Origin of the sequence: Vreelandella songnenensis, from assembly GCF_003002925.1 — a bacterium.
GTDB classification, from domain to species: domain Bacteria; phylum Pseudomonadota; class Gammaproteobacteria; order Pseudomonadales; family Halomonadaceae; genus Vreelandella; species Vreelandella songnenensis.
On sequence record NZ_PVTK01000007.1, the window covers coordinates 32,480 to 57,801 of the forward strand.

General features: G+C 58.2%; 26 protein-coding genes and 2 tRNA genes. 8 read left to right on the forward strand and 20 right to left on the reverse strand.

The features are described 5' to 3' along the window. Positions 1–74 precede the first annotated feature (74 nt). Complete coding sequence (gene ppsA, locus B0H98_RS11925; protein ID WP_106375294.1) at positions 75–2,450, reverse strand: phosphoenolpyruvate synthase; 2,376 nt, start codon at positions 2,448–2,450, stop codon at positions 75–77. A gap of 250 nt (positions 2,451–2,700) precedes the next feature. On the opposite strand from ppsA, the gene ppsR reads away from it, so the two are divergent. Continuing rightward, positions 2,701–3,534, forward strand: coding sequence for a posphoenolpyruvate synthetase regulatory kinase/phosphorylase PpsR (gene ppsR / locus B0H98_RS11930; protein ID WP_106375295.1), 834 nt, complete (start codon positions 2,701–2,703; stop codon positions 3,532–3,534). Positions 3,535–3,543: 9 nt separating this feature from the next. Here ppsR and B0H98_RS11935 read toward each other — a convergent pair whose 3' ends face one another. The 4 genes from B0H98_RS11935 to B0H98_RS11950 form a co-directional block, all read right to left on the reverse strand. Next, positions 3,544–4,122, reverse strand: coding sequence for a hypoxanthine-guanine phosphoribosyltransferase (locus B0H98_RS11935; RefSeq protein ID WP_106375296.1), 579 nt, complete (start codon positions 4,120–4,122; stop codon positions 3,544–3,546). A gap of 46 nt (positions 4,123–4,168) precedes the next feature. Continuing rightward, a complete protein-coding gene (nagZ, locus tag B0H98_RS11940; RefSeq protein WP_106375297.1) occupies positions 4,169–5,182 on the reverse strand; it encodes a beta-N-acetylhexosaminidase in 1,014 nt (337 codons plus the stop codon). 75 nt (positions 5,183–5,257) lie between these two features. Continuing rightward, the gene (locus tag B0H98_RS11945; protein ID WP_106375298.1) at positions 5,258–5,785 is read right to left on the reverse strand and encodes a L,D-transpeptidase; all 528 of its coding nucleotides are present in this window, start codon (positions 5,783–5,785) and stop codon (positions 5,258–5,260) included. Next, complete coding sequence (locus B0H98_RS11950; protein ID WP_106375299.1) at positions 5,763–6,440, reverse strand: TetR/AcrR family transcriptional regulator; 678 nt, start codon at positions 6,438–6,440, stop codon at positions 5,763–5,765. The genes B0H98_RS11945 and B0H98_RS11950 overlap by 23 nt, the downstream gene beginning before the upstream one ends. 265 nt (positions 6,441–6,705) lie before the next feature. Here B0H98_RS11950 and lexA point away from each other — a divergent pair, with 265 nt between their 5' ends. Next, complete coding sequence (lexA, locus tag B0H98_RS11955) at positions 6,706–7,380, forward strand: transcriptional repressor LexA (protein WP_106375300.1); 675 nt, start codon at positions 6,706–6,708, stop codon at positions 7,378–7,380. 112 nt (positions 7,381–7,492) lie between these two features. On the opposite strand, the gene purU is transcribed toward lexA, so the two are convergent. Continuing rightward, positions 7,493–8,347: a formyltetrahydrofolate deformylase gene (purU, locus tag B0H98_RS11960; protein ID WP_106375301.1), complete on the reverse strand. Its 855-nt coding sequence runs from the start codon at positions 8,345–8,347 to the stop codon at positions 7,493–7,495. 272 nt (positions 8,348–8,619) lie between these two features. Here purU and B0H98_RS11965 point away from each other — a divergent pair, with 272 nt between their 5' ends. Beyond that, positions 8,620–10,200 carry a ribonuclease J gene (locus B0H98_RS11965; protein ID WP_106375302.1) on the forward strand — a complete coding sequence of 527 codons (1,581 nt, stop codon included), beginning with the start codon at positions 8,620–8,622 and terminating at the stop codon, positions 10,198–10,200. Between the two features lie 66 nt (positions 10,201–10,266). Here B0H98_RS11965 and moaE read toward each other — a convergent pair whose 3' ends face one another. From moaE to B0H98_RS12015, 10 genes are all read right to left on the reverse strand, one after another. After that, entirely contained in the window at positions 10,267–10,722 is a 456-nt protein-coding gene (gene moaE / locus B0H98_RS11970; RefSeq protein ID WP_106375303.1) for a molybdopterin synthase catalytic subunit MoaE, read from the reverse strand. Between the two features lie 3 nt (positions 10,723–10,725). After that, complete coding sequence (moaC, locus tag B0H98_RS11975; RefSeq protein WP_106375304.1) at positions 10,726–11,526, reverse strand: cyclic pyranopterin monophosphate synthase MoaC; 801 nt, start codon at positions 11,524–11,526, stop codon at positions 10,726–10,728. A 4-nt stretch (positions 11,527–11,530) separates the two neighbouring features. Next, positions 11,531–12,091, reverse strand: a complete 561-nt coding sequence (mobB, locus tag B0H98_RS11980) for a molybdopterin-guanine dinucleotide biosynthesis protein B (RefSeq protein ID WP_106375305.1) — start codon at positions 12,089–12,091, stop codon at positions 11,531–11,533. A 49-nt stretch (positions 12,092–12,140) separates the two neighbouring features. Continuing rightward, positions 12,141–13,373 carry a uracil-xanthine permease family protein gene (locus B0H98_RS11985; protein WP_106375306.1) on the reverse strand — a complete coding sequence of 411 codons (1,233 nt, stop codon included), beginning with the start codon at positions 13,371–13,373 and terminating at the stop codon, positions 12,141–12,143. 91 nt (positions 13,374–13,464) lie between these two features. After that, positions 13,465–14,094, reverse strand: coding sequence for a uracil phosphoribosyltransferase (upp, locus tag B0H98_RS11990; RefSeq protein WP_106375307.1), 630 nt, complete (start codon positions 14,092–14,094; stop codon positions 13,465–13,467). Between the two features lie 97 nt (positions 14,095–14,191). Further along, a complete protein-coding gene (ung, locus tag B0H98_RS11995) occupies positions 14,192–14,875 on the reverse strand; it encodes a uracil-DNA glycosylase (RefSeq protein ID WP_208623615.1) in 684 nt (227 codons plus the stop codon). Continuing rightward, positions 14,868–15,356 carry a xanthine phosphoribosyltransferase gene (gpt, locus tag B0H98_RS12000; protein WP_106375308.1) on the reverse strand — a complete coding sequence of 163 codons (489 nt, stop codon included), beginning with the start codon at positions 15,354–15,356 and terminating at the stop codon, positions 14,868–14,870. The genes ung and gpt overlap by 8 nt, the downstream gene beginning before the upstream one ends. An 8-nt stretch (positions 15,357–15,364) precedes the next feature. Beyond that, positions 15,365–15,910 carry an adenine phosphoribosyltransferase gene (locus B0H98_RS12005; RefSeq protein WP_106375309.1) on the reverse strand — a complete coding sequence of 182 codons (546 nt, stop codon included), beginning with the start codon at positions 15,908–15,910 and terminating at the stop codon, positions 15,365–15,367. 40 nt (positions 15,911–15,950) lie between these two features. Next, a complete protein-coding gene (locus B0H98_RS12010; RefSeq protein WP_106375310.1) occupies positions 15,951–17,249 on the reverse strand; it encodes an NCS2 family permease in 1,299 nt (432 codons plus the stop codon). A gap of 197 nt (positions 17,250–17,446) precedes the next feature. Next, positions 17,447–18,073 (reverse strand): riboflavin synthase subunit alpha, encoded by a 627-nt coding sequence (locus B0H98_RS12015; protein WP_106375311.1) that lies wholly within the window; start codon positions 18,071–18,073, stop codon positions 17,447–17,449. 462 nt (positions 18,074–18,535) lie between these two features. On the opposite strand from B0H98_RS12015, the gene B0H98_RS12020 reads away from it, so the two are divergent. From B0H98_RS12020 to B0H98_RS12035, 4 genes are all read left to right on the forward strand, one after another. Beyond that, positions 18,536–19,579 carry a methionine ABC transporter ATP-binding protein gene (locus B0H98_RS12020; protein ID WP_106375312.1) on the forward strand — a complete coding sequence of 348 codons (1,044 nt, stop codon included), beginning with the start codon at positions 18,536–18,538 and terminating at the stop codon, positions 19,577–19,579. Next, the gene (locus B0H98_RS12025) at positions 19,560–20,213 is read left to right on the forward strand and encodes a methionine ABC transporter permease (RefSeq protein WP_106375461.1); all 654 of its coding nucleotides are present in this window, start codon (positions 19,560–19,562) and stop codon (positions 20,211–20,213) included. Before B0H98_RS12020 ends, B0H98_RS12025 begins: the two co-directional genes overlap by 20 nt. A 104-nt stretch (positions 20,214–20,317) precedes the next feature. Continuing rightward, positions 20,318–21,109 (forward strand): MetQ/NlpA family ABC transporter substrate-binding protein, encoded by a 792-nt coding sequence (locus B0H98_RS12030; protein WP_106375313.1) that lies wholly within the window; start codon positions 20,318–20,320, stop codon positions 21,107–21,109. A gap of 75 nt (positions 21,110–21,184) precedes the next feature. Further along, complete coding sequence (locus B0H98_RS12035) at positions 21,185–21,655, forward strand: GAF domain-containing protein (RefSeq protein ID WP_106375314.1); 471 nt, start codon at positions 21,185–21,187, stop codon at positions 21,653–21,655. A 4-nt stretch (positions 21,656–21,659) separates the two neighbouring features. Here the strand turns inward: B0H98_RS12035 and B0H98_RS12040 are convergent, their stop codons facing one another. The 3 genes from B0H98_RS12040 to B0H98_RS12050 form a co-directional block, all read right to left on the reverse strand. Continuing rightward, entirely contained in the window at positions 21,660–21,935 is a 276-nt protein-coding gene (locus B0H98_RS12040) for a hypothetical protein (protein ID WP_106375315.1), read from the reverse strand. 316 nt (positions 21,936–22,251) lie between these two features. Further along, a tRNA-Val gene (locus B0H98_RS12045) sits at positions 22,252–22,328 on the reverse strand. Between the two features lie 16 nt (positions 22,329–22,344). After that, positions 22,345–22,421, reverse strand: a tRNA-Val gene (locus tag B0H98_RS12050). Positions 22,422–22,597: 176 nt separating this feature from the next. Between B0H98_RS12050 and B0H98_RS12055 the strand changes: the two genes are divergently transcribed. Then, entirely contained in the window at positions 22,598–23,671 is a 1,074-nt protein-coding gene (locus B0H98_RS12055) for an endonuclease/exonuclease/phosphatase family protein (RefSeq protein ID WP_106375316.1), read from the forward strand. A gap of 5 nt (positions 23,672–23,676) precedes the next feature. Here B0H98_RS12055 and B0H98_RS12060 read toward each other — a convergent pair whose 3' ends face one another. Next, a complete protein-coding gene (locus B0H98_RS12060; RefSeq protein WP_106375317.1) occupies positions 23,677–25,053 on the reverse strand; it encodes a class II fumarate hydratase in 1,377 nt (458 codons plus the stop codon). Between the last annotated feature and the right edge of the window lie 269 nt (positions 25,054–25,322).

The following is a 25,322-nucleotide window of genomic DNA, read 5'->3' on the forward strand; positions in this document are numbered from 1 at the left end:
ACCACAGCGTAGCCTATAAAACGCCAGTGCCCGGCACAATGGCCGGGCACAATTAACTGCCTTGCGGGGAAGGATCAGCTGATGGTTTCACCCGCCAGCATGAACCAGGTTTCGAGTACCGCATCCGGGTTCAGCGATACGGAGTCGATTCCCTGCTCCATCAACCACTTGGCAAGATCCGGGTGATCCGAAGGTCCCTGTCCGCAAATTCCCACGTACTTGCCCTGGGCCTTGCAGGCCTGAATGGCCATGGCCAGCAGCTTCTTCACCGCCGCATTGCGCTCATCAAACAGGTGCGCCACGATCCCCGAGTCGCGATCAAGGCCCAGGGTAAGCTGGGTCAGGTCGTTCGAGCCAATCGAGAACCCGTCGAAGTACTCGAGGAACTCCTCGGCCAGCAGGGCGTTCGCCGGCAACTCGCACATCATGATGACCTTCAGGCCACTTTCACCGCCCCGTGCCAGCCCGTTGTCAGCGAGCAGGTCGACGACCTGCCTGGCCTCGTCGGTGGTGCGCACAAAGGGCACCATGATCTCGACGTTATCCAGGCCCATCTCTTCACGCACGTACTTGAGCGCGCGACACTCGAGCTCGAAACACGGGCGGAAGGCGTCCGAGATATAGCGCGACGCCCCACGGAAGCCCAGCATGGGGTTCTCTTCACCCGGCTCGTAGAGCTTGCCGCCAATCAGGTTTTCGTACTCGTTGGACTTGAAGTCGGACAGCCGCACGATTACCCGCTGGGGGTAGAACGCTGCGGCCAGGGTCGAGATACCCTCCACCAGCTTGTCGACATAGAAGCTGACCGGGTCGGCATAGCCTGCCGTACGCAGGTCGATCACCTGCTGCAGATCCGCCGGCAGCGTGGCGTAGTCTAAAAGCGCCTTGGGGTGAACGCCGATCATGCGGTTGATGATGAACTCGAGACGGGCAAGGCCCACGCCAGCATTGGGAAGGCTTGCAAACCCGAATGCACGATCCGGGTTGCCCACGTTCATCATGATCTTGAACGGGATCTCGGGCATGGCATCAACGCTTGATACCTTGCAGTCGAAATCCAGCAGGCCTTCGTAGACATGACCGGTATCGCCTTCGGCACAGGAGACGGTGACTTCCGCGCCCTCTCTGAGTTGCTGGGTCGCATCGCCGCAACCTACCACCGCCGGAATGCCCAGCTCGCGAGCGATGATCGCCGCGTGGCAGGTGCGCCCGCCGCGATTGGTCACGATCGCCGAGGCACGCTTCATGATCGGTTCCCAATCCGGGTCAGTCATGTCGGTGACCAGAATGTCGCCATCATGAATCTTGTCCATCTCGTCCGGGCTCATGACCACTTTCACGGCACCGCGGCCGATTCGCTGACCAATCGCCCGCCCGGTGATCAGCGTGCGCCCCTTCTCGCGCAGCTGGAAACGCTCCAGCTTGCCGCCTTCCTGCTGAGAAACCACCGTTTCCGGGCGAGCCTGGACGATGTAAAGCTTGCCGTCGTCACCATCCAGCGCCCACTCGATATCCATGGGGCGCTCGTAGTGCTGCTCGATGGTAACCGCCTGGCGGGCAAGGTCCATCACCTGCTCGTCGTTGATACAGAAGCGGCTGCGATCGGCCAGCGGCACATCCACGGTTTCCACGGACTTGCCGGCACTGGCGTCCTGGCCATAGACCATCTTGATCAGCTTGGAACCCAGGTTGCGGCGCAGTACCGCCGGGCGCCCCGCCGCCAGGGTGGATTTATGCACGTAGAACTCGTCAGGGTTGACCGCGCCCTGCACCACCGTTTCACCCAGACCCCAGGAGGCGGTCACGAACACCGCATCGCGGTAGCCCGATTCGGTATCCAGCGTGAACATGACGCCGGAGGCGCCGGTTTCCGAGCGCACCATCTTCTGTACGCCAGCGGACAGCGCCACGTTTTCGTGGGCGTAGCCGCGGTGAACGCGATAGGAAATGGCGCGATCATTGAACAGCGAGGCAAATACCTCGTGGACCGCGCGCTTGATGTTGTCGAAACCTTCAATATTGAGAAAGGTTTCCTGCTGACCGGCAAAGGAGGCGTCGGGGAGGTCTTCCGCGGTCGCCGAGCTGCGTACCGCCACTTTCAGCTGCGGATGCTTTTGCTGAAGCTGCTCGTAGGCCTGTCGCAGCGCCTGCTCGAAATTGGGCGGCAGCGGCGTGTCGATAACCCACTGGCGGATGTTGCGGCCAGCGTCAGCCAGTGCCTTGACGTCATCGACATCCAGGCGTGCCAACGTGCTGTTGATGCGCTCGTTAAGCCCTTCATGGGAGAGAAATTCACGATAGGCGTGCGCCGTGGTCGCAAACCCGCCGGGAACGGTGACGCCGGCGCCTGACAGGTTGGAAATCATTTCACCAAGCGATGCGTTCTTCCCGCCTACGCGCTCGACGTCTGACATGCCCAGCTGATCGAACCACAGAATGTACTCTTCCACGCAACCCCCTCGCGTAACACGTTGATGCAGTCGGTTAAACCGCGAATCATTGATCGTGACACCCTATCACCGCGCTACCTTATTCGCCATTGGTCTAATAGCGAAGGGAGTGGAGGATTTTTACAACATACGGGGATTATGGGCAGATCTTGTAGTCTTGTACGCTCAGTATGCCGAGCGCCCTCCAGACGTTGTGCTTGACCAGCGCGCCGCCCACAATAGGCCACTACCCTTACTTACGGATCTGGTTATGAAACGGACAGCTTTTTTTATTTCCGATGGCACCGGCATCACCGCCGAGAGCCTGGGGCGCAGCCTGCTTGCCCAGTTCAGCGGTGTCGAGATCGACATGCTGACCAAACCTTACATCGACACGCTCGAGAAAGCGCAATCGCTTGCCAGGATTATCGAGTCCACCGCCGCACGCGACGGCCAGCAGCCGATCATCATCGACACCATCGTCGATCAGCAGATTCGTGATGAAATTCGAAAGGCGCCGGGCTTCAAGGTGGACATCTTCTCTACCTTTCTCGAGCCGCTGGAACAGGAATTGGCCACGCGCTCATCCTACAGCGTAGGCCGGACGCACTCGATCGGCAGCGATGACGTGTACATGGACCGCATCCATTCGGTGCACTTTGCTCTCGATAACGACGACGGCGCGCGCACGCACCAGTACGACAAGGCCGATATCATCCTGGTAGGCGTATCACGCTGCGGAAAGACCCCTACATCGCTGTATCTGGCGCTGCAGTTTGGCATTCGTGCGGCCAACTACCCGTTGACCGAAGACGACCTGGACGAAGACGGCACGCTGAAGCTTCCCAAGGCGCTCGCCCCGCACCGCCGCAAGCTGTTTGGCCTGACCATCGATGCGCGCAGGCTGTCTGCCATTCGCAACGAGCGCCGGCCCAACAGCCGTTACAGCTCGATGGATCAGTGTCTGCAGGAAGTGGAACAGGCAGAGGCGCTTTACCGCATCATGCACATTCCCTTTATCGATGCGACGCGCTTTTCGGTTGAGGAAATTTCGACCCGCATGATTGCCGAAACGGGCCTAGCGAGGCGCTTCTCGCCTCGCTAGGCGTTTGCGCTACATGCCTTTCGGGGCAAAGATACCCGGCGCATTGCGCCAGTAGCCCTTGTAGTCCATGCCGAATCCGAACACATAGCGGTCGGCAACTTCCAGGCTGCAGTAGTCGGCCTTCAGGCCCGGTACCGCTTTACGGTCGTGCTGTTTATCAACCAGCACGGCCGTGGTAACGCTGGCCGCCTGGGCTTCTTCACAGTAGGCCAGAATAGCGGCCAGGGTAGAGCCTTCATCGAGAATGTCGTCAACGATCACCACGTGGCGACCGGCCATGGGAATCTCCGGCGATACCCGCCAGAACAGTTCGCCACCGCGCAGCTCGTTGCGATACCGGGTAGCGTGCAGGTAATCGACTTCCAGCGGAAAGCCCAGGCGTGTCAGCAGATGGCCGGTGGTGATCAACCCGCCGTTCATGACGCAGTAGAAAACCGGCAACTTGTCGCCCAGGTCGCGGGTAATGGCTTCAGCCATGCGGTCCAGGGCGCGTTCGACCTGCTCCTGGGATATCAGGCAGTCGGCGTTATCCATCAACTGGCGCATGGAGTCCAACGACTCAAGGGCCTCTTTATCCATCTTGGACATGGGGTTACTCCGAAAAACGTGGCGGTATAAAAAAGGGTCGGCAGGATCAGCTTTCGGCCAGAGCTTCAAGTCTTGCGTGGGTGCGGCGCCATCGGCCCAGCGCACTGAGCGCATCGAGATCAGGCCGGGCACGCCCATAGCGCAGTTTGGCGGGTCGTTTGGTGGCCACACCCTCGCAGGCTTTCAGTACTTCAAGCGCGGCGGTGCGGTCATTGCACACCAGGAGCATATCGCAGCCGGCCGTGAGTGCAGCTTCAGCACGAGCACCTGGGTCACCGGCTTCGTGCGCTCCGGCCATGCTCAAGTCATCTGAAAAGATACAGCCTTTGAAGCCAAGCGATTCACGCAGCATGCCAAGCCAGCTGGGCGAAAAGCCCGCAGGCCGGGTATCGAATGCCGGGTAGATGACATGGGCGGGCATGACGCCATCCAGCTGGGCGGCTAATTCAGTGAAAGGAACGAGATCGCGCTGCTTGATCTCCTCCATGGAGCGCTCGTCGACCGGCAGCGCCACGTGGGAGTCGGCGGCAACACCGCCATGACCGGGAAAGTGCTTGCCGATGGCGGCCATGCCCGCCTGGTGCAGGCCGTCGATAAACGCCGCCCCAAGCGTTGCGACCTGCTGAGGGTCACTGCCGAAGCTGCGGTCGCCGATGACGCTGGAAATGCCGCTTTCCACATCGAGTACCGGCGCAAAGCTGATATCCAGCCCGCACGCCGCCATCTCCATACCCAGCAGCCAGCCGGCGTCGGTGGCAAGCGCAAGCCCCGCCTCGGGGTCCTGCACAAAGCGTTCACCGATGCGCGCCATTGCCGGCAGGCGGGTCAGGCCTTTTCTGATGCGCTGGACGCGACCGCCCTCCTGGTCAACCGCCAGCAGAAGGTCCCCGCGTACGTGCCGAATGTCGCTGCACAGCTTGCGTACCTGGTAGGCGTCTTCGACGTTGCGCCCAAACAGGATCACGCCTCCCACCGCAGGCTCAAGCAGCAAGCGCTTTTCAGCGGCGGTCAATTGCGGTCCTTCCAGGTCGAGCATGACCGGGCCAATAGGTTGCGTCATTATCAAGAATCCAACAAAAGGGCCGACGATTTTAGACGATCATCGAGGAGAGTCAAAAAACCTTGTGGGCAATGCTCAGCCGGCGCTACCGTGCAGCCATACCGGCGTACCGGGCACAGCACGCTCGTAAAGATACAGCAAGTCAGGGTTACGCAGGCGAATACAGCCGTGCGAGGCCGGCGTGCCCATGGGCTGATCCGGCGGCGTGCCGTGCAGATAGATATAGCGGCGCTGGGAATCCACCTGACCTCCGCGGTTACTGCCTTTTTCCAGCCCGCAGAGCCACAGAATGCGCGTCAGTATCCAGTCACGCGCGGGGTTCGCTTCGCCAAGCGCCGGGGTGAACACTTCACCGGTCCAGCGTCGGCCACGAAACACCGCGTTATCCGGAAGGCCTCCACCGATGGCGGCACGAACGTAGTGCCAGCCATGCGGGGTCTGGCCGCTGCCTTCCTGCTGGCCAATGCCCGCTTTACCCGTGGAGACCGCGCACTCAAAAAGCACTTCGCGTCCTTGCCACCAGCGCAGCTGCTGGCAGTCAGTATCAATCTCGATCCAGCCGCCATCGATAGGCGGCAGTTCAGCCAGGATGGGCGTTGGCATGGGACTCCTCTTCAATTTCAGGGGGCAACGGAGCGTTCATGGCGGCCACGACCACAGGACGCAAACGGCGCACCAGATCACGAACGGTAACCTGCTCGTGGTAATCCTTGGCGGCAATATCGCGCAGGGCATCGAGTCCTGACAGGGTAAAGATGACCGTTCCCAGCATGAAATGCAGCCGCCAGAAGCGCTCGGCGTCCGGAAGTTCCGGCGTCGCCCGGCGCACCAGTTCGGTAAAGCGCGTGAAGACATCACCATACTGCGCCTGGATATGGCGGCGCAAATGCCCCTGAGCCTGGCTATAGGCAAGCCCCAGAAGGCGCATGAACACTTTCAGACTGTTGCGCTCGGCCGGCACCGCCAGCACCGTGGTCGCCATGGTTTCCAGAAGCTCCTCTAGAGGAATTACCCCGTCGGCGTAACGCGCTTCAAGATCGTCCAGCGCGCTGTGAAAGCGTTGGCTGAAGGGGTCCAGATAACGGGAGAAAACCGCCTGGATCAGCGCCTTCTTGGAGCCAAAGTGGTAGTTCACGGCTGCCAGATTCACTCGCGCCTTGCTAGTGATGTTGCGCAGCGACGTTTCGGCAAAACCACGCTCTGCAAACAGCACTTCGGCGGTATCCAGAATGCGTGACACCGTATCAGATTGTGCCATTGAGGCCTCCGGAGAAACGAGTGTTTAAAACAAGGCAAAATAGTATGCCATAACCCCGGCGGGCTCAATGCTGCACAAGACGAGCGCTTTCGAATTGCCACGAAGTACGCTTCAGATAATTCAAACGCGCTCTAAGCTACTGGTATTACCCCGAAAACAGGGCGCGTTATGCATGTACTGGACAGAGGAACATACTGTATACTTAAACACATACTGATCAAGCAGGCAGATACCGACTGTCTTTTCATCATTTATGGAGTTTGGTATGTCGCGGCCACTCACAGCACGTCAACAGAATGTTTTTGATTTCATCGTTAAAACCATGGGTGAGTTCGGCTACCCGCCTACCCGTGCCGAAATTGCCAAGGCCCTTGGTTTCCGCTCGCCCAATGCCGCAGAAGAGCATCTGCGGGCGCTTGAGCGCAAAGGCGTTATTCGCATCATCCGCAATACGTCTCGCGGCATCCGGCTACCCAATCAGGAGCTGGCAGAGCCAAGCGACTCGTTGACGCCTGCCCCTGCCAACAGCGAACTGCCGCCTGCTGGCCTGCCGGTGATTGGCGAAGTCGCCGCTGGGAGCCCGATTCTTGCCGCCGAGCACATTGACCGCTACTGCCCACTGCCGGCGGAGTATTTCACACCCAAGGCGGATTACCTGCTGCGCGTGCGCGGGCTTTCCATGAAGGATGTGGGCATTCTGGAAGGCGACCTGCTGGCCGTGCACCGCACCGAGCGCGTGCGCGATGGGCAGATCGTGGTGGCCCGCCTGGAAGACGAAGTCACCGTCAAACGCTTCAAGCGTCAGGGCCATCAGGTGACGCTGCTTGCCGAGAACGCTGACTTTGCACCTATCGAAATCGATCTGCGTACCCAGGCGCTGGATATCGAAGGCGTGGGTGTAGGCGTCATTCGCGGTGGTAACGGCCAGGCGTTGGGTTGACCCGAAAGCCTGTCTCACGCCTGACACTACTCATCAAAAAAGCGGGCGGCCATCGAGTGGCCGCCCGCTTTTTTTGCAACGCATGAAACGCCGCCAAGCGCTTCGATCGTGCCTAGCTGAAGACAACGGTCTTGTTGCCGTGAATCAACACGCGATCTTCCAGGTGCCAGCGTAGCCCGCGTGCCAGTACCGCTTTCTCCACATCGCGCCCGAAACGCACCAGATCAGTGGGCGTGTGGCAATGGCTCACCCGATGAATGTCCTGCTCGATGATTGGCCCGGCATCCAGCTCTTCGGTCACGTAGTGGCAGGTAGCGCCAATCAGCTTCACGCCCCGTTCAAAAGCCTGATGGTAGGGCTTGGCACCGGCAAATGAAGGCAGAAAGCTGTGGTGAATATTGATCACCTGGCCTGCGTAACGCTGGCACAGCGCCGGCGGCAATATCTGCATATAGCGCGCCAGCACCACACAATCCGCGCGGGCCTTGTCGATATGCTCCTGCACGGCAGCAAATGACGCCTGCTTGTTATCCGGGTCAACCGGCACATGGTGGTACGGGATACCGTACCATTCAGCAATCGAGCGCATGTCTTCATGGTTGGAGATGACGCTTACGATATCGCAATCCAGCTCCCCGGCCTGCCAGCGGTAAAGCAGATCCACCAGGCAATGAGACTCCCGCGAAACCATCAGCACCACACGGCGACGCTGCTGGGTATCCACCAGCGACCACTCCATGGTGAACTCGGCAGCAATCGGTTCGAAGGCGTGACGCAAAGTCTCTGCAGACATGCCAAGCGAGTCGGCCTGGATTTCATAGCGCATGAAGAACCGGCCCGTCTGCAGGTCCGAGTGCTGGCTGGCCTCGGTAATGGAGCCCCCCTGCTGGGCGATAAAGCTGGATACACGGGCAACAATGCCTACCTGATCAGGGCAGGAAACAACTAAACGGTAATAGTGGGACATGACAGGTACTCTTGACTTATTGCAACGGCGCCGCAGGCAACGAAAGCCTGACCATACCGCCAAAAAATAGAGCGCCTAGTGTACCGGAAGCGCTTTCGCGAAGCACCGTTATCCAACGTTGTGATCATTGTGAGCGGCCGTTGCCTTCCGTATAGTTGAGGAACTACTTTTTAGGCTTTTCATAACTGATGCATCCACCACGCGTTCAACTTCGTCCCCGCCGCCGCCCACCTTTGCGCATACTGCCGCTAGGCGGGTGCGGTGAAATTGGTATGAATCTAACGCTGTATGGATATGACGATCGCTGGATCGCGGTCGATTGCGGCATGATGATTCGCCAGGATCTACCCAACTCTCCTCTTCAAGTGCCCAACCCGGATACCCCTGAAACGCTGGGTATCAAGCCCCGGGCACTGTTTATCACTCATGGCCATGAAGACCATATCGGCGCAGTCGCCTGGCTATGGCCGAAATGGAACTGCCCCATTTACGCCACGCCGCTGGCCGCCGGTTTGCTGCGCATGAAGTTTGCAGAGCACCAGCTCAGCAGTGCCGCAATCCATGTCATTGAGCCAGGCGAGGCCATGGAGTGCGCGCCTTTTTCGCTGCGTTTTCTGCCGCTGACGCACTCGATTCCGGAAAGCTGTGCGCTGATGATGCTGGTCGGCGAGTACCGCATCCTGCATACCGGTGACTGGAAGCTCGACCCTGAACCGATGATCGGCGCCCCCATCAATGCCAGACACTTTCAGGCGCTTGCCCCGGTGGACCTGGTGGTGGGCGACTCGACCAACGCGCCGATACTCGGGCATTCGGGCAGCGAAGGCGATGTGGCGCGTGCGCTTGCCAAGACGCTGGGAGAGTGTAAAGGCCGCGTGGTGGTTTCCTGTTTTGCCAGCAATCTGGCGCGGGTACTGGCGATTGGCCAGGCCGCACAGCAGAGCGGGCGCCGCATCAGCCTTATGGGGCGCTCCATGGAGCGCATGGTGGGCATTGCACGCGGCCTGGGGTATATGGACGACCTGCCGCCGCTGGTACCGCCCCACGACCTGGGCTACTTGCCCCCGGATGAGGTGGTGATCATTGCCACCGGTAGCCAGGGCGAGCCGCGCGCCGCCCTTCAGCGCCTTGCCCAGGGCCGGCACCCGTTTGTCGACCTGGAAGCGGGGGATAACGTCATTTTCTCGGCCAAGGCCATTCCCGGCAATGAACGCCCCATCGAGCAGCTCAAGCGGCGCTTTGCACAGCTGGGCGTGAACATATTTGATGAGACCAATCACCCGGAACTTCACGCCACCGGGCACCCGGCTCAGGAAGAGCTCATCAAGTTCTACCAGTGGGTAAGGCCCAAACACCTGATACCGGTGCACGGCGAAGCCCGCCACCAGCAGTCGCACCAGGAAATTGCGGCATCACTCGGCATTAACGCGCCGCTGGCACCGGTCAATGGTGACGTGCTGGTGCTGGATGGCGAAGGACTGCGCTGCGAAGCCCGCCACCCCCAGCCGCCCTACATCGTCAATCAAAATAGCGTAATGCCCCACCCCGGCCTTGAAAGCAGCAAAAATACGGCGCGGCGTGGTAGCCTGTATCTGGCTCTGCCCGTGGCGGCCAGCGAAACCGGCTGGTGGCGTATCGGCCGCCTGATGCTGGATAGCAGCAGCGCGAGCCCGGTGGATGAAGATAGCTTCAGCGAGTGGCTGGATGACCAGCTGGAAGATATCGAGGCCGAGACGTTGGCGGACCTGCGCCTTGCGCTTCAGCCGCGCCTGATACATTGGCTTGCCGAGCATATGCAGCATATGCCCGAAGTGCATTTGCAGATCATGGCCGCCGAGGCGCCGACTACCTGAAAGGCAAGTCAGGCGTCAGGCGGCCAGTATCTTTTATCCGAATCCAAGCATAATTAACGCCAGCACCTAGGCCCAGCGCGCAGCGTCTTCAAGGTCGGTTGCGCGCTCTTTTACCCAGTACTCGCCTTTTCTGGAGTGCTCCTTTTTCCAGAAAGGTGCCTGAGTCTTCAGAAAATCCATGATGAAATCGCACGCTTCAAACGCCTCACGCCGGTGGGCGCTGGCGACCAGCACCCGCACAATCGGGTCCCCCGGCGCCAGGTATCCGACCCGGTGCACGATGTAGACCGCCTGAAGCGCCCAGCGCTGCCAGGCCTGCGCGCCGATATCTTCAAGCGTACGCTCGGTCATGCCCGGGTAGTGCTCAAGCGTCAGGCCCGTGACCTCCGGCGTTTCATTGAAATCACGCACCAGCCCCGTAAAGCACACCAGCGCGCCGATATCGGTACGCTGTGCCAGCGTCTGCTCATAGCCATCCGCCAGGGAAAAGGCGTCCGATTGAATGCTCACCCGGATATTCATGACTTAACCCCCCGTTACCGGTGGAAAAAAGGCCACTTCGTCTTCATCGGTAATGCGCGCCGTGTCATTGGCCATTACCTGATTGATTGCGCATAGCGTGCGCTGGTCGGAAAGCACGCCAAATCGCCTGTCCTGCTGGCTTAGCGCTGCCTTCAAGCCGGCAATATCCCGGCTGGGCACTTTCTCGAGATCCAGCACGGTGTCACTTACCCCGACCCGCTCGCGCAGCTCGGCAAGAAACTTGACGCGTACACAGGGTGACGTGCAGCGCTCGCCCAGGGTCACTTCACCCGAACTGCCTTCGCCGGTCACGATAGGCATTGCCGGTGCCGGCTCGCGCTGGTAATCGCCTCGCATGCCACCCTGCTTGCTCTCAAGCTGCACCGCTTCGATGCGCATCTCCTTGTCGACGGCCTTGCACATATCGTAAAGCGTCAGGCAGGCCACGGACACAGCGGTCAGCGCCTCCATCTCGACGCCGGTGCGTCCATTCAAGCGGCACAGTGCGGAGACATTGACGCAACCGCCCGCATGATCGATATCGAACTCGACCGATACCTTGGAAAGCGCCAGCGCGTGGCAAAGCGGAATCAGCTCGTGGGTGCGCTTTGCCGCCTGTATGCCCGCAATGCGGGCCGTCGCGATCACATCACCCTTGGGCAGCTTGCCATCACTCAACAGCTTGAGCGTTTCCGGCTGCATCATGATGCGCCCAGACGCTACGGCCTCACGGCGGGTTTCACGCTTGTCGCCGACATCGACCATATTAGCTTCACCACGCGTATTGAGGTGGGTTAGCTGCATGTTGTCACCTTTCATTTGAAACCACACGGTTGGGCTGAGTACCAACCCATGAAATTACCCAGCGGGCAATTGCTTCGATGTTATTGAGATCAAGCCGCTTCACATGGGAAGCAAGCTCAACCGAGCAATCCTCTTCAAGCGCCGCTGCCTGGAGCATGGCATCGTCAAGCAGCGAGGCCTCGCCCACCCCCTCGCGGTAAAGGGCAAGCTTGGGGATAGGCCAGGCCTTGAAGCCCTCTACAATCACCAGGTCCGGCTGGTGATAGGCCATCATGGCGAGCAACGCGCCAAGGTCGGGTTCGTCCTGGCCGGGCGTCTCCTGCATCAGGGCAAAACGCTCGCTCGAGGCAATCAGCATGGGGGAAGCCCCGGCACTGCGCAGCTTGTAGCTATCCTTGCCGGGCGTGTCCACGTCAAAGCTGTGGTGGGCGTGCTTGATCACCCCTACATCAAGCCCCGCGTCTCGCAGGCGCGGCAGCAGCCGGGTCAACAGCGTGGTTTTCCCCGTACCGCTCCACGCCGCGATGCCCAGCACGGGAAACGCGGTAGCTGGCTGACTCATCATATAGCGCTCCTGGCGATGTCAGTCGTGTTGGCGGTGGTTACTGCGCGGGCTATTCACCCTCTTTCTCGCGCGGCAGCACCCAGTTTAAAACAATACCGACCAGCGCCGCCAAACTAACGCCCTGCAGGGTAAACTGCCCGCCGCCAAACTGCATGCCACCGATACCAAAAACCAGAATCAGCGATACCACCACCAGGTTGCGCGGAGCGGTAAGCGACTGACCCGCACGCACCAGCGTATTCATGCCCACCACGGCAATGGAGCCGAACAGCAGTGTCATGATTCCTCCCATCACGGGCCCTGGAATGGTCTGTAACAGCGCGCCCAGCTTGGCGACAAATGCCAGCACGATGGCGATAACCGCGGCCACGACCATATAGTTGGGGTTGAACGCACGGGTCAGCGTGACCGCGCCGGTCACTTCTGAATAAGTAGTATTGGGCGGACCGCCGAACAGGGCTGCGGTGGTGGTTGCCAGGCCATCACCCAATAGCGTGCGGTGCAGCCCCGGTTTTTCCAGGTAGTTGCGCCGCGTGACCGAACCGATCGCCACCATATCGCCAATGTGTTCAACGGCGGGGGCAATCGCCACCGGAATCATGAACAGAATTGCCGCCCAGTGAAAGCTGGGCGCGGTGAAACTGGGCAGTGCCAGCCAGGCGGCTTCATGCACCGGAGTGAAATCGACAACGCCCATGATCAAGGAGAGCGCGTAGCCGGTCACGATACCCCCCATGATCGGAATCAGGCGCAGCAGGCCGCGGCCAAATACGGCAAGCACCAGCGTGACCATAAGGCTTGCCATGGAGAGAAATATCGCCTGCCCATAGCCAATATTGGCGCTGGTTTCACCGGTGGCCATACTGACCGCTACCGGCGCCAGCGCCAGACCGATCACCATGATGACCGGCCCCACCACCACGGCGGGCAGCAGCCGATTGAGCCAGCCGGTGCCGCGCAGACGCACCACCTGGGAAATAACCACGTAGACAAGGCCTGACGCCATCAGGCCGCCCATGGTGGCGGATACACCAAAGCTTGCAATGGAGCCCTGGATAGGTGCGATAAAAGCAAAGGATGAGGCCAGAAATACCGGCACCGTCTTTCTGGTGACAGCATGAAATACCAGCGTCCCCGCACCGGCGGTAAACAGCGCAACGCTTGGGTCAAGCCCTGTCAGCAGCGGCACCAATACCAGCGCGCCAAAGGCGACAAACAGCATTTGCGCACCGGTCAGCAGTACCTTCGGCCACGACTCGGGCCGGCGGGCAGCATCATTCATCACACAACTCCTGAAGGTTTGTTATTCGTATGGAAGGGGCAAAAAAATGCCCCTGACGCCGAGGCGTAAGGGGCATTTTCAAACAGGATGCTTAACGGGTACCGAAAATCTTGTCGCCGGCATCGCCAAGACCCGGCACGATATAGCCGTTCTCGTCGAGACGGTCATCAATCGAGGCGGTATAGATCTCCACATCCGGGTAGGCATCCTGCACCCGCTTGATGCCTTCAGGAGCGGCCACCAGCACGATCACTTTCATGGACTCACAGCCGCGCTCGCGCAGCATATCAAGGGTTGCCACCATGGAACCGCCGGTCGCCAGCATCGGGTCGATCACGATAGCCATGCGCTCTTCGATATCGTTGGCAAACTTTGAGAAGTAAGGCACCGGCTGAAACGTCTCTTCATCACGGTAAAGGCCGACAACGCTGACCCGCGCACTGGGAATCAGATCCGTGACACCTTCGAGCATGCCAAGGCCGGCACGCAGAATGGGTACGACGGTGACCTTCTTGCCTTTCAGGCGGCGAGTAGCGATAGGCTCGCCGTTCCATCCCTGAATTTCGTGGTCCTCAAGCTCCAGCCCCTTGGTGGCCTCATAGGTCAGAAGCTTGGCTACTTCACCTGCCAGTTCACGAAAGCTCTTGGTGCTCAAATCCACTTCGCGCATCAGTCCCAGCTTATGTTGAACAAGGGGATGGTTAATGGCGTAGACACTCATGGGGCTTCCTCACTGCAGGGGATATCAGGATGACAACTCGCTGTCATCGTCAGGCATACAAAATTGCGCGCCATTCTACCCGCATCTGACCAACAGGTTAAGCGCTTTCCGGCAGTTGCCACTCAATTGGCGTACGCCCCTGCTCTTCCAGGAACTTATTTGCCTGGGAAAACTGACGATTACCAAAAAAGCCCCGGTGCGCCGAGAGCGGTGAAGGGTGAGGAGACTCGAGCACCAGATGGCGCTGCTGGTCGATCAGCGCCTTTTTCTGGCGCGCGTGGCTGCCCCACAGCAGGAACACGCAGGGCGGCGCGTGCTGACTGACCGTTTCAATTGCCCGGTCGGTAAACTGCTCCCAGCCCTTGCCTCGATGAGAGGCAGCATTGCCCTGCTCGACGGTCAACGCAGTATTCAAGAGCAGCACCCCCTGCTTGGCCCAGCTTACCAGGCTGCCGTGGGGCACCGGCTTGAAACCCACATCGTCTTCAAGCTCTTTGTAGATATTGGCAAGCGACGGGGGGACTCGCACCCCCGCCTGAACAGAAAAACTCAACCCATGGGCTTGATTGGGGCCGTGGTACGGGTCCTGGCCCAGAATAACGACTTTCACTTCATTCAACGGTGTCAGCTCAAAGGCGCGAAACCAGTTGGACGAATGCGGATAGATCACTTTCTTGGCCGCTTTTTCCTGGGCCAGAAACTGCTTGAGCGACTTCATGTAGTCGGCGTCAAACTCATTCCCGAGCCATTGGCTCCAGTCGTTAGTCAGTGGATTAGTCATAATTCCTTTTAACTTGGTCGACGAGTGGCTCAACGTAGGCAATGCCCATATCCCAGGGGAACTGGATCCAGCACTGCTGAGCCACTTCAGTGAGATATTGGTCCACTAAGGGGCGCCCTTCCGGTTTAGCATAAATCGTCACGAAATGCGCTTTTGGCAACATTTCGCGCACTGCCCGGGCGGTCTTGCCGGTATCCACCAGGTCATCGACCAGCAGCCAGCCTTCACCATCATGGTCAACGCCTTTCATGATGTTCAGGCCGCCCTGATCCATGTGGTCATAGCTTTTGATGCATACGGTATCAATCAGGCGAATATTGAGCTCACGGGCAATCAGAGCGGCCGGAATCAGCCCGCCGCGGGTGATCGCCACAATGCCCTTGAAGTCGCGCTCAATCATCTGGTGGCAAAGCTGACGCACATCACGGTGCAGCTGGTCCCAGGAGATCGTGAAGTGTTGATGGTAGCGTTCGCTGCTCATGAGGGGCGTTACTCGTCTTCGTTGAAAGAACACACCGCGAATACGCTAAACCCTGCATCGCGAATTTTTTGAGAACCGCCCAGTTCAGGCAGGTCGATGATCGTTGCGGTTTCCACTACCTGCCCGCCGCAGCGCTGAATCAGGTTGGCGGCAGCAAGCATGGTGCCCCCCGTGGCGATCAGGTCATCCATCAACAGGATGCGATCATCTTTTTGAAAGGCGTCTGAATGAAGCTCGACTTCAGAGTGGCCGTACTCCAGCGTGTAGGTTTCGCTGACGGTCTTGAAAGGCAGTTTACCCTTCTTGCGAACCGGCACGAAGCTGCAGCCCAGCTCGTAAGCCAACGGCGCCCCGATAATGAAGCCGCGAGCATCAATCGCTGCGATAGCATCCAGGTTCATTTCCTGATAGCGGTGTACGAAGCTGTCAATCAGCTTGCGAAACGCCGCACTGTTTTGCAACAGCGGGGTAATATCGCGGAAGTTGACGCCCTGCTCGGGCCAGTCAGGAACGGTGCGAATAACCGACTTGATGTAGTCGCCGTAAATGCTCATCGCGTCTCTCATAGATTAATAAATAAATAGCCTGGGCGGTTTAACCCAGGAACAGGAACTTCACCGCAAACAGCAGTGCCAGGATCACGACCGCCGGGTTCAGGTCGCCAAAGCGGCCAGAGAGCGTCTTGATGCCCACAAAGCTAATAAACCCAAGGGCGATGCCGTCGGCAATCGAAAAGGTCAGCGGCATGGCAAGGGCGGCAATCAATACCGGCGCAGCGTCGGTCGGGTCATCCCAATTGGCGTGGGCAAGACTACCGGCCATCAGTACCGCGACATACAAAAGCGCGCCTGCCGTGGCATAGGCAGGAATAGAGCCCGCCAGCGGCGCAAAGAACAGGCTGATCAAGAACAGTACGCCAACCACCACCGCCGTGAGCCCCGTGCGTCCGCCGGACGCAATACCCGCGGTAGATTCGATATAACTGGTCGTCGTGGATGTACCCAGCGCCGCGCCCGCCATTGAAGCAGTACTATCTGCCATCATGGCGCGCCCGATACGCGGCAGCTTGCCATCCTTGTCCAGCAGCTTGCCGCGATGGGCAACGCCCACCAGAGTGCCCGAGGTATCAAACAGATCCACAAACAGGAAGGCAAAGATCACGCTGAGCATGGCGACGTCCAGCGCGCCCATCAAATCCATCGCCATGAAGGTAGGTGCAATCGACGGCGGCATCGACATCACCCCGGCATACTGGTTATGACCCAGCAGCATGGCCATGATGGTGATGCCCAGAATCCCGATCAGAACCGCCCCCTTGACCCGCAGGTAGGCAAGCGCGGTAATCATAAAAAAGCCCAGCAGCGCATAGAGCGGCGCGGGCTCGGAAAGATCACCCATGGACACGAAAGTAGCCGGATTGGCGACCACTATCCCTGAGTTCTTGAGCGCGATCATGGCAAGAAACAGACCGATACCCGCCGCGATCCCCAGGCGCAGCGACATCGGGATCGAGTTGATGATCCACTCGCGAATCTTGAAGATGCTCAGCAGAAAAAACGTCAGGCCCGAGAAGAAGACCGCCCCGAGAGCCGCCTCCCAGGTATACCCCATGCCGAGTACCACTCCATAGGTAAAGAAGGCGTTCAGCCCCATGCCCGGCGCCTGGGCAATGGGGTAGTTGGCCCACATACCCATCACGAAACAGCCAATAGCCGCGGCCACACAGGTGGCCACAAACACGGCGCCGTAATCCATGCCCGCTTCCGAAAGGATGCTCGGATTCACGAAAATGATGTAGGCCATGGTCAGGAACGTGGTAATTCCGGCCACAACCTCGGTTTTCACATTCGTGTTCAGCTCGGTCAGCTTGAAATAGTTGTCCAGAAATTTCATGTAGGTTTTTATCCTTCGCGCAAACGCAGAATGCGTCCCCTTGGAGCGAGAAAAGCCGCACATATTACCGAAAGGCACTGCGTGATGCGAGCGCCTAGCGCGCAGCCGGTTCAGGCGGAAACGTCTTCCGCCCGTCATTTGCTAGCAATCTTCAGGCCATGCGCTAACCGATCGGTCAGTTGGCCGCCATTAGCCGCTTATAACCGCTTGGCCAGCACCCGCTCGACCGTCTCAACGATAACCTGGGTTTGAGGATCGATTTCGATATTAACCTCATCGCCAGGCACCCGCTCACTCAAGACGGTGCGGTTGAGCGTCTCGGGAATCAGGTTGACGCTAAACTCGATGCCGCTGTCATCGGCGCTGCGACGTACATCGCCCACCGTCAGGCTGATGCCATCCACCCCGATATAGCCTTTCTCGAAGACAAATCGTCCGATGGTATCCGGCAAGGCAAACCACAGCCGGCGATTGTTGGGCGCTTCTTCGATCGCCACCACCTGCGCCATGCAGATAATATGACCCGACATGGAATGCCCGCCAATTTCATCGCCGAATCGCGCGGCGCGCTCTATATTGACGCGCGCACCCTGGGTAATTGCACCAAGGTTAGTCAGTCGAAGCGTTTCACGCATCAAGTCAAAGCTGATGTTGTCGCCATTCATCGCGGTAACGGTCAGGCAGACGCCGTTATGAGCAACCGAGGCGCCAATTTCCAGCCCCTCGCGCATGGTCGGCGGCAGTGCCACCACGTGGGTTCGAAACTCTTCAAGCTCATGCACCTCGATAACTTCGGCGGTGCCCTGCACGATCCCGGTAAACATAATCAAACCCCTGGTACGCTGCCTTAAAGGCGCTTATTCAAACACGAATCCACAAAGGTGCAAGTCTCCGCTGATACCTGTGGCACTGCGCTTGTTAGTCAATGCGCGGCCGAGCGACTGCGCCCAAGCGCGGGTTGCCAGGACAGTTACACCGATCTCAAGAGTAGAATGACCCACCAAGCAGCGCTTAATCATGCGTTTCGCCTGATTGTAAGCGCTGCAGCCCAAAATAAGCCGGTTTCAATTGACAACCTCAAAGGTGCTCTTTAGACTTTTGGCCCATGTAATGACGCCGATTTGTACCCAGATTGCGGGCGTCCACCAAGTCTTTGGCCTGGTGAAGTGCAGCTAAAAGGGTGTGTCCAGCGTTGATGGCCACCCGTAAGGGTGGCCTTTTTTTATTCCCCGCCCAGCGCTTGCTCCCCCGCACTCCGTCTAAGGCCTCCCATTAAGGCAGACGCCATGATAGAACTCAGTAACGTTAGCAAAACCTATGGCAGCGGCGAGAGCGCCGTCCATGCCCTCAAAGATGTCAATTTACGCGTGCCCAAGGGCACCATCCACGGTGTCATCGGCCTTTCCGGTGCTGGCAAGTCTACCCTGATTCGCTGTGTCAACTTGCTTGAACGCCCGACCCAGGGCAGCGTGACGGTCGATGGCCAGGAAATGACGCGCCTGAGCGGCAGCGCCCTGAACCAGGCCCGCCACCGCATCGGCATGATCTTTCAGCATTTCAACCTGCTGACCACCCGAAATGTTTATGACAACGTCGCCCTCCCCCTTGAGCTGATGGGCGAAAAACGCAGCGTCATTAAAGAGCGCGTGCTGCCCTTGCTCGAGATGGTCGGCCTGGCAGACAAGGCGCAGCAGTACCCCGCGCAACTATCCGGCGGCCAGAAGCAGCGGGTGGCCATCGCCCGGGCACTCGCCAGCAAGCCCAACGTGCTGCTGTGCGATGAGGCAACCTCTGCGCTTGACCCGCAAACCACCGGCTCGATCCTTGAGCTTCTTCGCGATATCAACCAGCAGCTGGGCATTACCATCCTCTTGATTACTCACGAGATGGAAGTGGTCAAGTCGATCTGCTACCGCGTAAGCCTCATTTCCAACGGCGCACTGGTGGAAGACGCTGAGGTGGGTGACTTTTTCACTGCTCCCGTTACCCAGCTGGGCCGAGAGTTTCTCAACGATTTCTTGCAGCTCACCCCACCCAAGGAGCTGCTTGAACGGTTGGAAGCCGCACCGGGGCCCGCCACCCATCCGGTCGTACGGCTCACGTTCTCCGGTGATGCCGTTTCCACTCCGCTGATTTCACGTCTGGCGCGTGATTGCAACGTGGACGTCAGCATTCTGCAAGCCAAGGTGGAATCGATCCAGGATCGTACGCTGGGCCTCATGATTGCCGAACTGCTGGGGTCAGAGGCGCAAACCCGGGAAGCCATGGACTATCTTCAATCCCACCAACTGCAAGTAGAGGTACTGGGTCATGTCCAGCGCACTAGTTAACCTTATTCTCCAGGCCACGCTGGATACGCTTTACATGGTGGCGATTTCCGGCGTGATCTCGACCCTGGTCGGGCTGCCCTTGGGCGTTCTGCTGTACGCCACGCGGCCACGCCAGATTCTGGCACAGCCGGTGCTCAACCAAGTACTCAGCATCATTACCAATGTGGGCCGCTCGATCCCTTTTATCATCCTGATGGTGGCCATCATTCCGTTTACGCGCATGCTGGTCGGCACATCGATTGGTATCAATGCAGCGTCTGTCCCACTCACGATTGCCGCCATCCCCTTTGTGGCACGCCTGATCGAAGGGGCGCTCAATGAGGTATCACCAGGGCTTGTGGAATCTGCTCAGTCAATGGGCGCCACCCCCTGGCAAATCATTTGCAAGGTGCTGGTGCCCGAAGCACGCGGCGGCATTATCACAGGCCTTACCATCACCCTGGTAACGCTGGTGAGCTATTCCGCCATGGCTGGCGCGGTTGGCGGCGGCGGCCTGGGCGACCTGGGGATTCGCTACGGCTACAACCGGTTTAACCCGACCATCATGCTGATTACCGTTGTCATTCTGGTCGTCATGGTGCAAGTTTTCCAAAGCGTGGGCGATTACCTGGTACGCAAGAGTGATCGCAAGTAGCGATAGCCATCTCCCACCCTCACTTATAACAAAAACACATTAGACTTATTTTTCTTATTCCAGCATCATTGAAAAATAGCGGCATAACGCAACAGGAGATATTCATGCAAAAATTAGTTATCGGTACGCTCACCGCTCTGGCCTTGGCCGTCAACGTTGCCAATGCAGAAACCCGCACCATCAAGATGGGCACCGTTGCCGGCCCGGAAACCGAAGTGATGGAAGTGGCTGCACGCATCGCCAAGGAAGAGTACGACCTGAACGTTGAGATCATCGAATTCACCGACTATGTGACGCCTAACGCGGCTCTGGCGGATGGCAGCCTGGATGCCAACGCTTATCAGCACGCCCCTTACCTGAACTCGATGGTCAATGATCGTGGCTACGATCTCGCAGTGGCGGGCTACACCTTTGTGTACCCGATTGGCGCCTACTCCGAGAAATTCGACAGCATTGACGACCTGCCCGATGGCGCTCAGATTGCCCTGCCCAACGACCCTTCCAACGAAGGTCGTGCGCTGATCCTGATGCACAACGAAGGCCTGATCACTCTGAACGATCCGGAAAACCTCGAAGCCACCCCGATCGATATCGCGGAAAACCCGCACAACTTCCGTTTCCGTGAAATCGAAGCGGCTCAGCTTCCGCGCGTGCTGCCGGATGTGGACATGGCCTTCATCAACAATACCTTTGCTCAGCCAGCCGGCTTGAGCCTGGAGGATGCGCTGATCAAGGAAGGCCCGGAGTCTCCTTACGTGAACCTGATTGCCGTGCGCGGTGGTGACGAAGAGCGTGAAGACATTCGCCAACTGGTCGATGCCTACCAGCGCGACGAAGTAGCAGCAAAAGCAGAAGAGCTGTTCAAGGGTGCCGCAGTTCCAGGCTGGACGGAATAAACCGCTTATCTACCTAATCAGCAATCCTGAACAGGCCGGCCTTAGGGCCGGCCTGTTGCGTCAGAAGAGATCACCATGGCATCAATTGATTACACGCTGTTAAACCGCCAACTGGAAGCGCTGCTGGACACGCGTGACTGGCTCACCAATAGTGCCCAGACCTGCGCCTTCATTCAGCAGGAGATCGCCGACCTTAACTGGGCAGGCTTCTACCTTCAGCGCCATCCAGAGGTATTAGGATTGGGTCCGTTTCAGGGCAAGCCCGCCTGTCACCCCATCCCCTTCAGCAAGGGAGTTTGCGGCGCAGCAGCGCGACAGCAGCTCACTCAGCGCGTAGATGACGTGCATGCGGTCGCTGATCATATCGCCTGCGATGCCAATTCACGCTCGGAACTGGTAGTACCCATCGTGGTGGATGGCTACCTTTGGGGCGTTCTGGATCTGGATAGCCCATCGCCCGCGCGCTTCACGGCAGAAGACCAGGCTGGCATCGAAGCATTGGTAGCAACGTTTCAGCGCCAGACCGATTTCACCAAAGGCGTTTGATCAACTAGTGGTAGGTATGCAGGTGAATAGTGCAAAAGGCGCGGAAAATCACATCGCTCATGGAAAGCTCGCCGCTACGCCGGGCTTTGCGCAAGGTCTGTTCAAGTATTTCCTGCGCCTTGTGATGGCTCAAGCCTAGCTGATGGGCCGTCTGATAATAGTCTTCAAGCTCAGCGCTTTCGAGATCGCTGCTTACCGGGCGAATACTCGCCTGGGGCTTGAAGCCACCGCCCATACTGCTTAATGCTGTGAACCAGCTGGGTATTACGTTGAGGTACATAGTTCTATCCTTGAATTATGCTCGTCAGTAGCGTAGCTCAAAGAGCTACAAGATCCAGTACAATACTGTTCATAAAATGCTTGTGCAGATATTATACATGAGATAGTCTGAAGTTGTCAGCGGCAGGGAGCTGCTTAAAGGAAGTATCGCTCAGGATGAGCGGCCGCAGGCCAGGACGGCACAAGTCATAAAACGCCCCTTCATTGGGGCGTTTTTTTGTATGGACCGGCACAAGGCGCTGAATTAAACACTTGGCTCGACAAAGGCCAAGTTCAAACAACTAAAAAAAGCCCCATGCAAAGCATAGGGCTTGATCTGGTAGGACCAGGCGGATTTGAACCGCCGACCTCCACGATGTCAACGTGGCGCTCTAACCAACTGAGCTATGGTCCTAAAACTGGGCTGCGGATGGTAGGACCAGGCGGATTTGAACCGCCGACCTCCACGATGTCAACGTGGCGCTCTAACCAACTGAGCTATGGTCCTGCTGTGCAACGGATGCGTATTCTACTGATATACCAATATATTGCAAGTAACTTTTTTCTCTTCTATTACCGGATTTAGGCACGATATATCGATAAAATCGCAACTCGCTTATTCCGTTTAACTTTTGCAAATTCCAACAATCAATTCTGACCACCCTACCCCTAGGGAGATAGATAATGCTTGCCCCCCTCATTGCGTGTCTTGCGTTCATACTGCTTGTCGCCACGCTGGTTGCGCGTATTCCTCTGCGCTGGTGGTGGATTCGCTGCTTTGAATTTCCTCGCGTGCAAACGGCACTTCTTTCCCTGGCATGCGGCGTCGCCGGCTTTTTCCTGCTGGAGCCCGGGACCTGGCGTTCAGCCGCGTGGCTTATGGTGTTGATAACCGTTGGCCTGCAGTGTCGCTACATCCTTCCCTGGACCCGGCTATGGCGCGTTCAGGTCAGCAAAGCAGCTGTCGATGCGCCTAAGGATCAGCACATAACCCTGCTGATCGCCAATGTGCTGACGCCTAATCGGCACTGTGAAGGTCTGATCGCAATGATCAAGCAGCATCAGCCCGATATCATTCTGACACTGGAATCCGATCAATGGTGGCAGGACCAGTTGGATCCTGAGCTTGATGAAACCTGGTGTTACAACGTCAAGGTGCCGCTGGACAATTTGTACGGGATGCACCTGTACTCCCGCTTGCCGCTGGAGAATACCTCGGTTAAATGGCTGATTCAGGATGATATACCGTCCATCCATACGCGGGTAAGGCTTGAAAGTGGCGACACCGTGCGGCTCTATGCAGTGCATCCCCGCCCACCTGCGCCATCAGAAAGCGAAAAATCGCTATGGCGAGATGCGGAGCTTCTTTGGGTGGGCCAGGAAGTGCACGAAAAGCCCGAGCCGACGCTAGTGGCCGGTGATCTAAATGATGTGGCCTGGTCGATTACTACACGGCTATTTTGCCGCGTAAGCGGCATGCTTGATCCCCGGCGCGGCAGGGGCATGTTCAGCACCTTCCACGCCAAGAATCCGTTACTACGCTGGCCACTTGATCATATTTTCGTGACCAGCCACTTCACGCTGGTCAATATGCAGCGTCTTGAAGCCTTTGGCTCGGACCATTTCCCCATCCTTGCCTCTTTCTGTTACCGGCCCAGCCGCGAGGATGAGCAGGAAACCCCTGAAGCCAGCAGCGAAGAGCGTGAAGAGGCCAGGGAAACCATTCAGCAAGGCAAGACCGAAAAGCAGGAAACCTGATAGCGCTATTCAGGCACACCGCCTTGCGTCAACACCTTGGGATCGAGCAGGCGCTCGAGCGTCTGCCGATCCAGGTCAGTTTCCTCTTCAGCCACATCGATAATGGGCCGCCCGGCCTGGTACGCCTTTTTCGCCACCGCCGCGGCCGCATTGTAACCAATTACGCTATTGAGCGCGGTTACCAGAATCGGGTTGCGCGCCAAGGGCTCTTGCAGATTGTTCTCGCGTACCTTGAAGGTGGCAATAGCCCGGTCCGCCAGAAGCCTTGAAGTATTGCTCATCAGCGTGATGGATGTCAGCAGGTTGGTCGCGACCAGCGGCAGCATCACGTTGAGTTGAAAATTACCGCTTTGCCCGGCAACCGTAATGGCGGCATCCAACCCAATCACCTGCGCCGACGCTTGAGCGGCAGACTCAGGGATCACCGGGTTGACCTTGCCCGGCATGATCGAGCTACCCGGCTGAAGCGCCTCCAGTTCGATTTCGCCAAGCCCTGCAAGCGGCCCCGAGTTCATCCAACGCAGGTCGTTGGCAATTTTCATGATCACGCAGGCAAGCCCCTTGAGCTGGCCGGAAAGCTCGACAGCGGCATCCTGGGACGACAAGCTGGCAAAAAAGCTGTCATTAGGCGCAAATTCAAGCCCCGTCTGGTCACTCAGCTCTTTGGCCATCTGCTCTGCAAAGCCCTCGGGAGCATTGATACCGGTTCCAACTGCCGTTCCCCCCTGCGCCAGGCGGCACAGCCTTTCCATGGCGCTGTCAAAGCGCTCGATCGCCTGCCCCAGCTGGCTTGACCAGGCACCAAGCTCCTGATCCATACGCAGCGGCATGGCGTCCATCAGGTGGGTACGCCCGGTTTTCACCACATCCTTGAGCTCACTCGCACGACGGTCGATACAGTCTCGCAAATGTTCGAGCGCCGGACGCAGCGATTCGTTAACCGCGATAGCCGCCGAAACGTGAATGGCGGTGGGGATGACGTCATTGCTCGACTGCCCCATGTTGACATGGTCGTTGGGCGTCACCTCCACACCCTCTTGGCTTGCAAGGGTAGCCAGCACTTCATTGACGTTCATATTGGTCGACGTACCCGACCCGGTCTGGAAAACGTCAATGGGGAACTGATCATCATGTCCGCCATCGATCACCGCTTGAGCGGCTTTTTGAATGGCCGTGGAGCGGGCTTCATCGAGCAGACCCAACTGCAGGTTGGCACGCGCAGCGGCCAGCTTTATACGCGCCACCGCATGCACGAAGGCTGCGGGCATGGGCGTATGCGATACGGGAAAATTATTGATAGCGCGCTGGGTCTGCGCGCCATAAAGCGCTGATGCCGGTACTTCAAGCTCGCCCATGCTGTCGCGTTCGGTACGAGTATCCATTGTTTCACTCCTTTTGTTGGCCGTCTGGTTTAATGAAAAAGAGGCAGCCAGAGAATCCGTTCCTAGGGTTGGCAGCTATTCAAGCTAGTCGTTCCCCCGGCCCTGGTAAAACTCCAGCCAGGCATATTTTTTCAAGCGTGGCTTCAAGGCTAGGTGCCTGACACCTATATTGCACCGCACAAAAGTGACTGCTATGCTGGATAAACAGTGCTTGAACGGCGAGTAAACCGCTATGGGTAATGACATTTGCCTGCCGTTACCGCCTACAC

Bases quoted from the DNA above. Each gene is read 5' to 3' on its own strand.
- gpt (WP_106375308.1), bottom strand. From the start codon at position 15,356: ATGAGCAGCGAACGCTACCATCAACACTTCACGATCTCCTGGGACCAG.
- B0H98_RS11985 (WP_106375306.1), bottom strand. From the start codon at position 13,373: ATGAATGATGCTGCCCGCCGGCCCGAGTCGTGGCCGAAGGTACTGCTG.
- B0H98_RS12060 (WP_106375317.1), bottom strand. From the start codon at position 25,053: ATGGATACTCGTACCGAACGCGACAGCATGGGCGAGCTTGAAGTACCG.
- B0H98_RS12055 (WP_106375316.1), top strand. From the start codon at position 22,598: ATGCTTGCCCCCCTCATTGCGTGTCTTGCGTTCATACTGCTTGTCGCC.
- B0H98_RS12010 (WP_106375310.1), bottom strand. From the start codon at position 17,249: ATGAAATTTCTGGACAACTATTTCAAGCTGACCGAGCTGAACACGAAT.
- B0H98_RS12025 (WP_106375461.1), top strand. From the start codon at position 19,560: ATGTCCAGCGCACTAGTTAACCTTATTCTCCAGGCCACGCTGGATACG.
- ung (WP_208623615.1), bottom strand. From the start codon at position 14,875: ATGACTAATCCACTGACTAACGACTGGAGCCAATGGCTCGGGAATGAG.
- B0H98_RS12005 (WP_106375309.1), bottom strand. From the start codon at position 15,910: ATGAGCATTTACGGCGACTACATCAAGTCGGTTATTCGCACCGTTCCT.
- B0H98_RS12035 (WP_106375314.1), top strand. From the start codon at position 21,185: ATGGCATCAATTGATTACACGCTGTTAAACCGCCAACTGGAAGCGCTG.
- lexA (WP_106375300.1), top strand. From the start codon at position 6,706: ATGTCGCGGCCACTCACAGCACGTCAACAGAATGTTTTTGATTTCATC.
- B0H98_RS11950 (WP_106375299.1), bottom strand. From the start codon at position 6,440: ATGGCACAATCTGATACGGTGTCACGCATTCTGGATACCGCCGAAGTG.
- mobB (WP_106375305.1), bottom strand. From the start codon at position 12,091: ATGATGAGTCAGCCAGCTACCGCGTTTCCCGTGCTGGGCATCGCGGCG.
- nagZ (WP_106375297.1), bottom strand. From the start codon at position 5,182: ATGACGCAACCTATTGGCCCGGTCATGCTCGACCTGGAAGGACCGCAA.
- moaC (WP_106375304.1), bottom strand. From the start codon at position 11,526: ATGCAGCTAACCCACCTCAATACGCGTGGTGAAGCTAATATGGTCGAT.
- B0H98_RS12040 (WP_106375315.1), bottom strand. From the start codon at position 21,935: ATGTACCTCAACGTAATACCCAGCTGGTTCACAGCATTAAGCAGTATG.
- B0H98_RS12030 (WP_106375313.1), top strand. From the start codon at position 20,318: ATGCAAAAATTAGTTATCGGTACGCTCACCGCTCTGGCCTTGGCCGTC.
- purU (WP_106375301.1), bottom strand. From the start codon at position 8,347: ATGTCCCACTATTACCGTTTAGTTGTTTCCTGCCCTGATCAGGTAGGC.
- moaE (WP_106375303.1), bottom strand. From the start codon at position 10,722: ATGAATATCCGGGTGAGCATTCAATCGGACGCCTTTTCCCTGGCGGAT.
- B0H98_RS11935 (WP_106375296.1), bottom strand. From the start codon at position 4,122: ATGTCCAAGATGGATAAAGAGGCCCTTGAGTCGTTGGACTCCATGCGC.
- upp (WP_106375307.1), bottom strand. From the start codon at position 14,094: ATGAGTGTCTACGCCATTAACCATCCCCTTGTTCAACATAAGCTGGGA.
- ppsR (WP_106375295.1), top strand. From the start codon at position 2,701: ATGAAACGGACAGCTTTTTTTATTTCCGATGGCACCGGCATCACCGCC.
- B0H98_RS12015 (WP_106375311.1), bottom strand. From the start codon at position 18,073: ATGTTTACCGGGATCGTGCAGGGCACCGCCGAAGTTATCGAGGTGCAT.
- B0H98_RS11965 (WP_106375302.1), top strand. From the start codon at position 8,620: ATGAATCTAACGCTGTATGGATATGACGATCGCTGGATCGCGGTCGAT.
- B0H98_RS12020 (WP_106375312.1), top strand. From the start codon at position 18,536: ATGATAGAACTCAGTAACGTTAGCAAAACCTATGGCAGCGGCGAGAGC.
- B0H98_RS11945 (WP_106375298.1), bottom strand. From the start codon at position 5,785: ATGCCAACGCCCATCCTGGCTGAACTGCCGCCTATCGATGGCGGCTGG.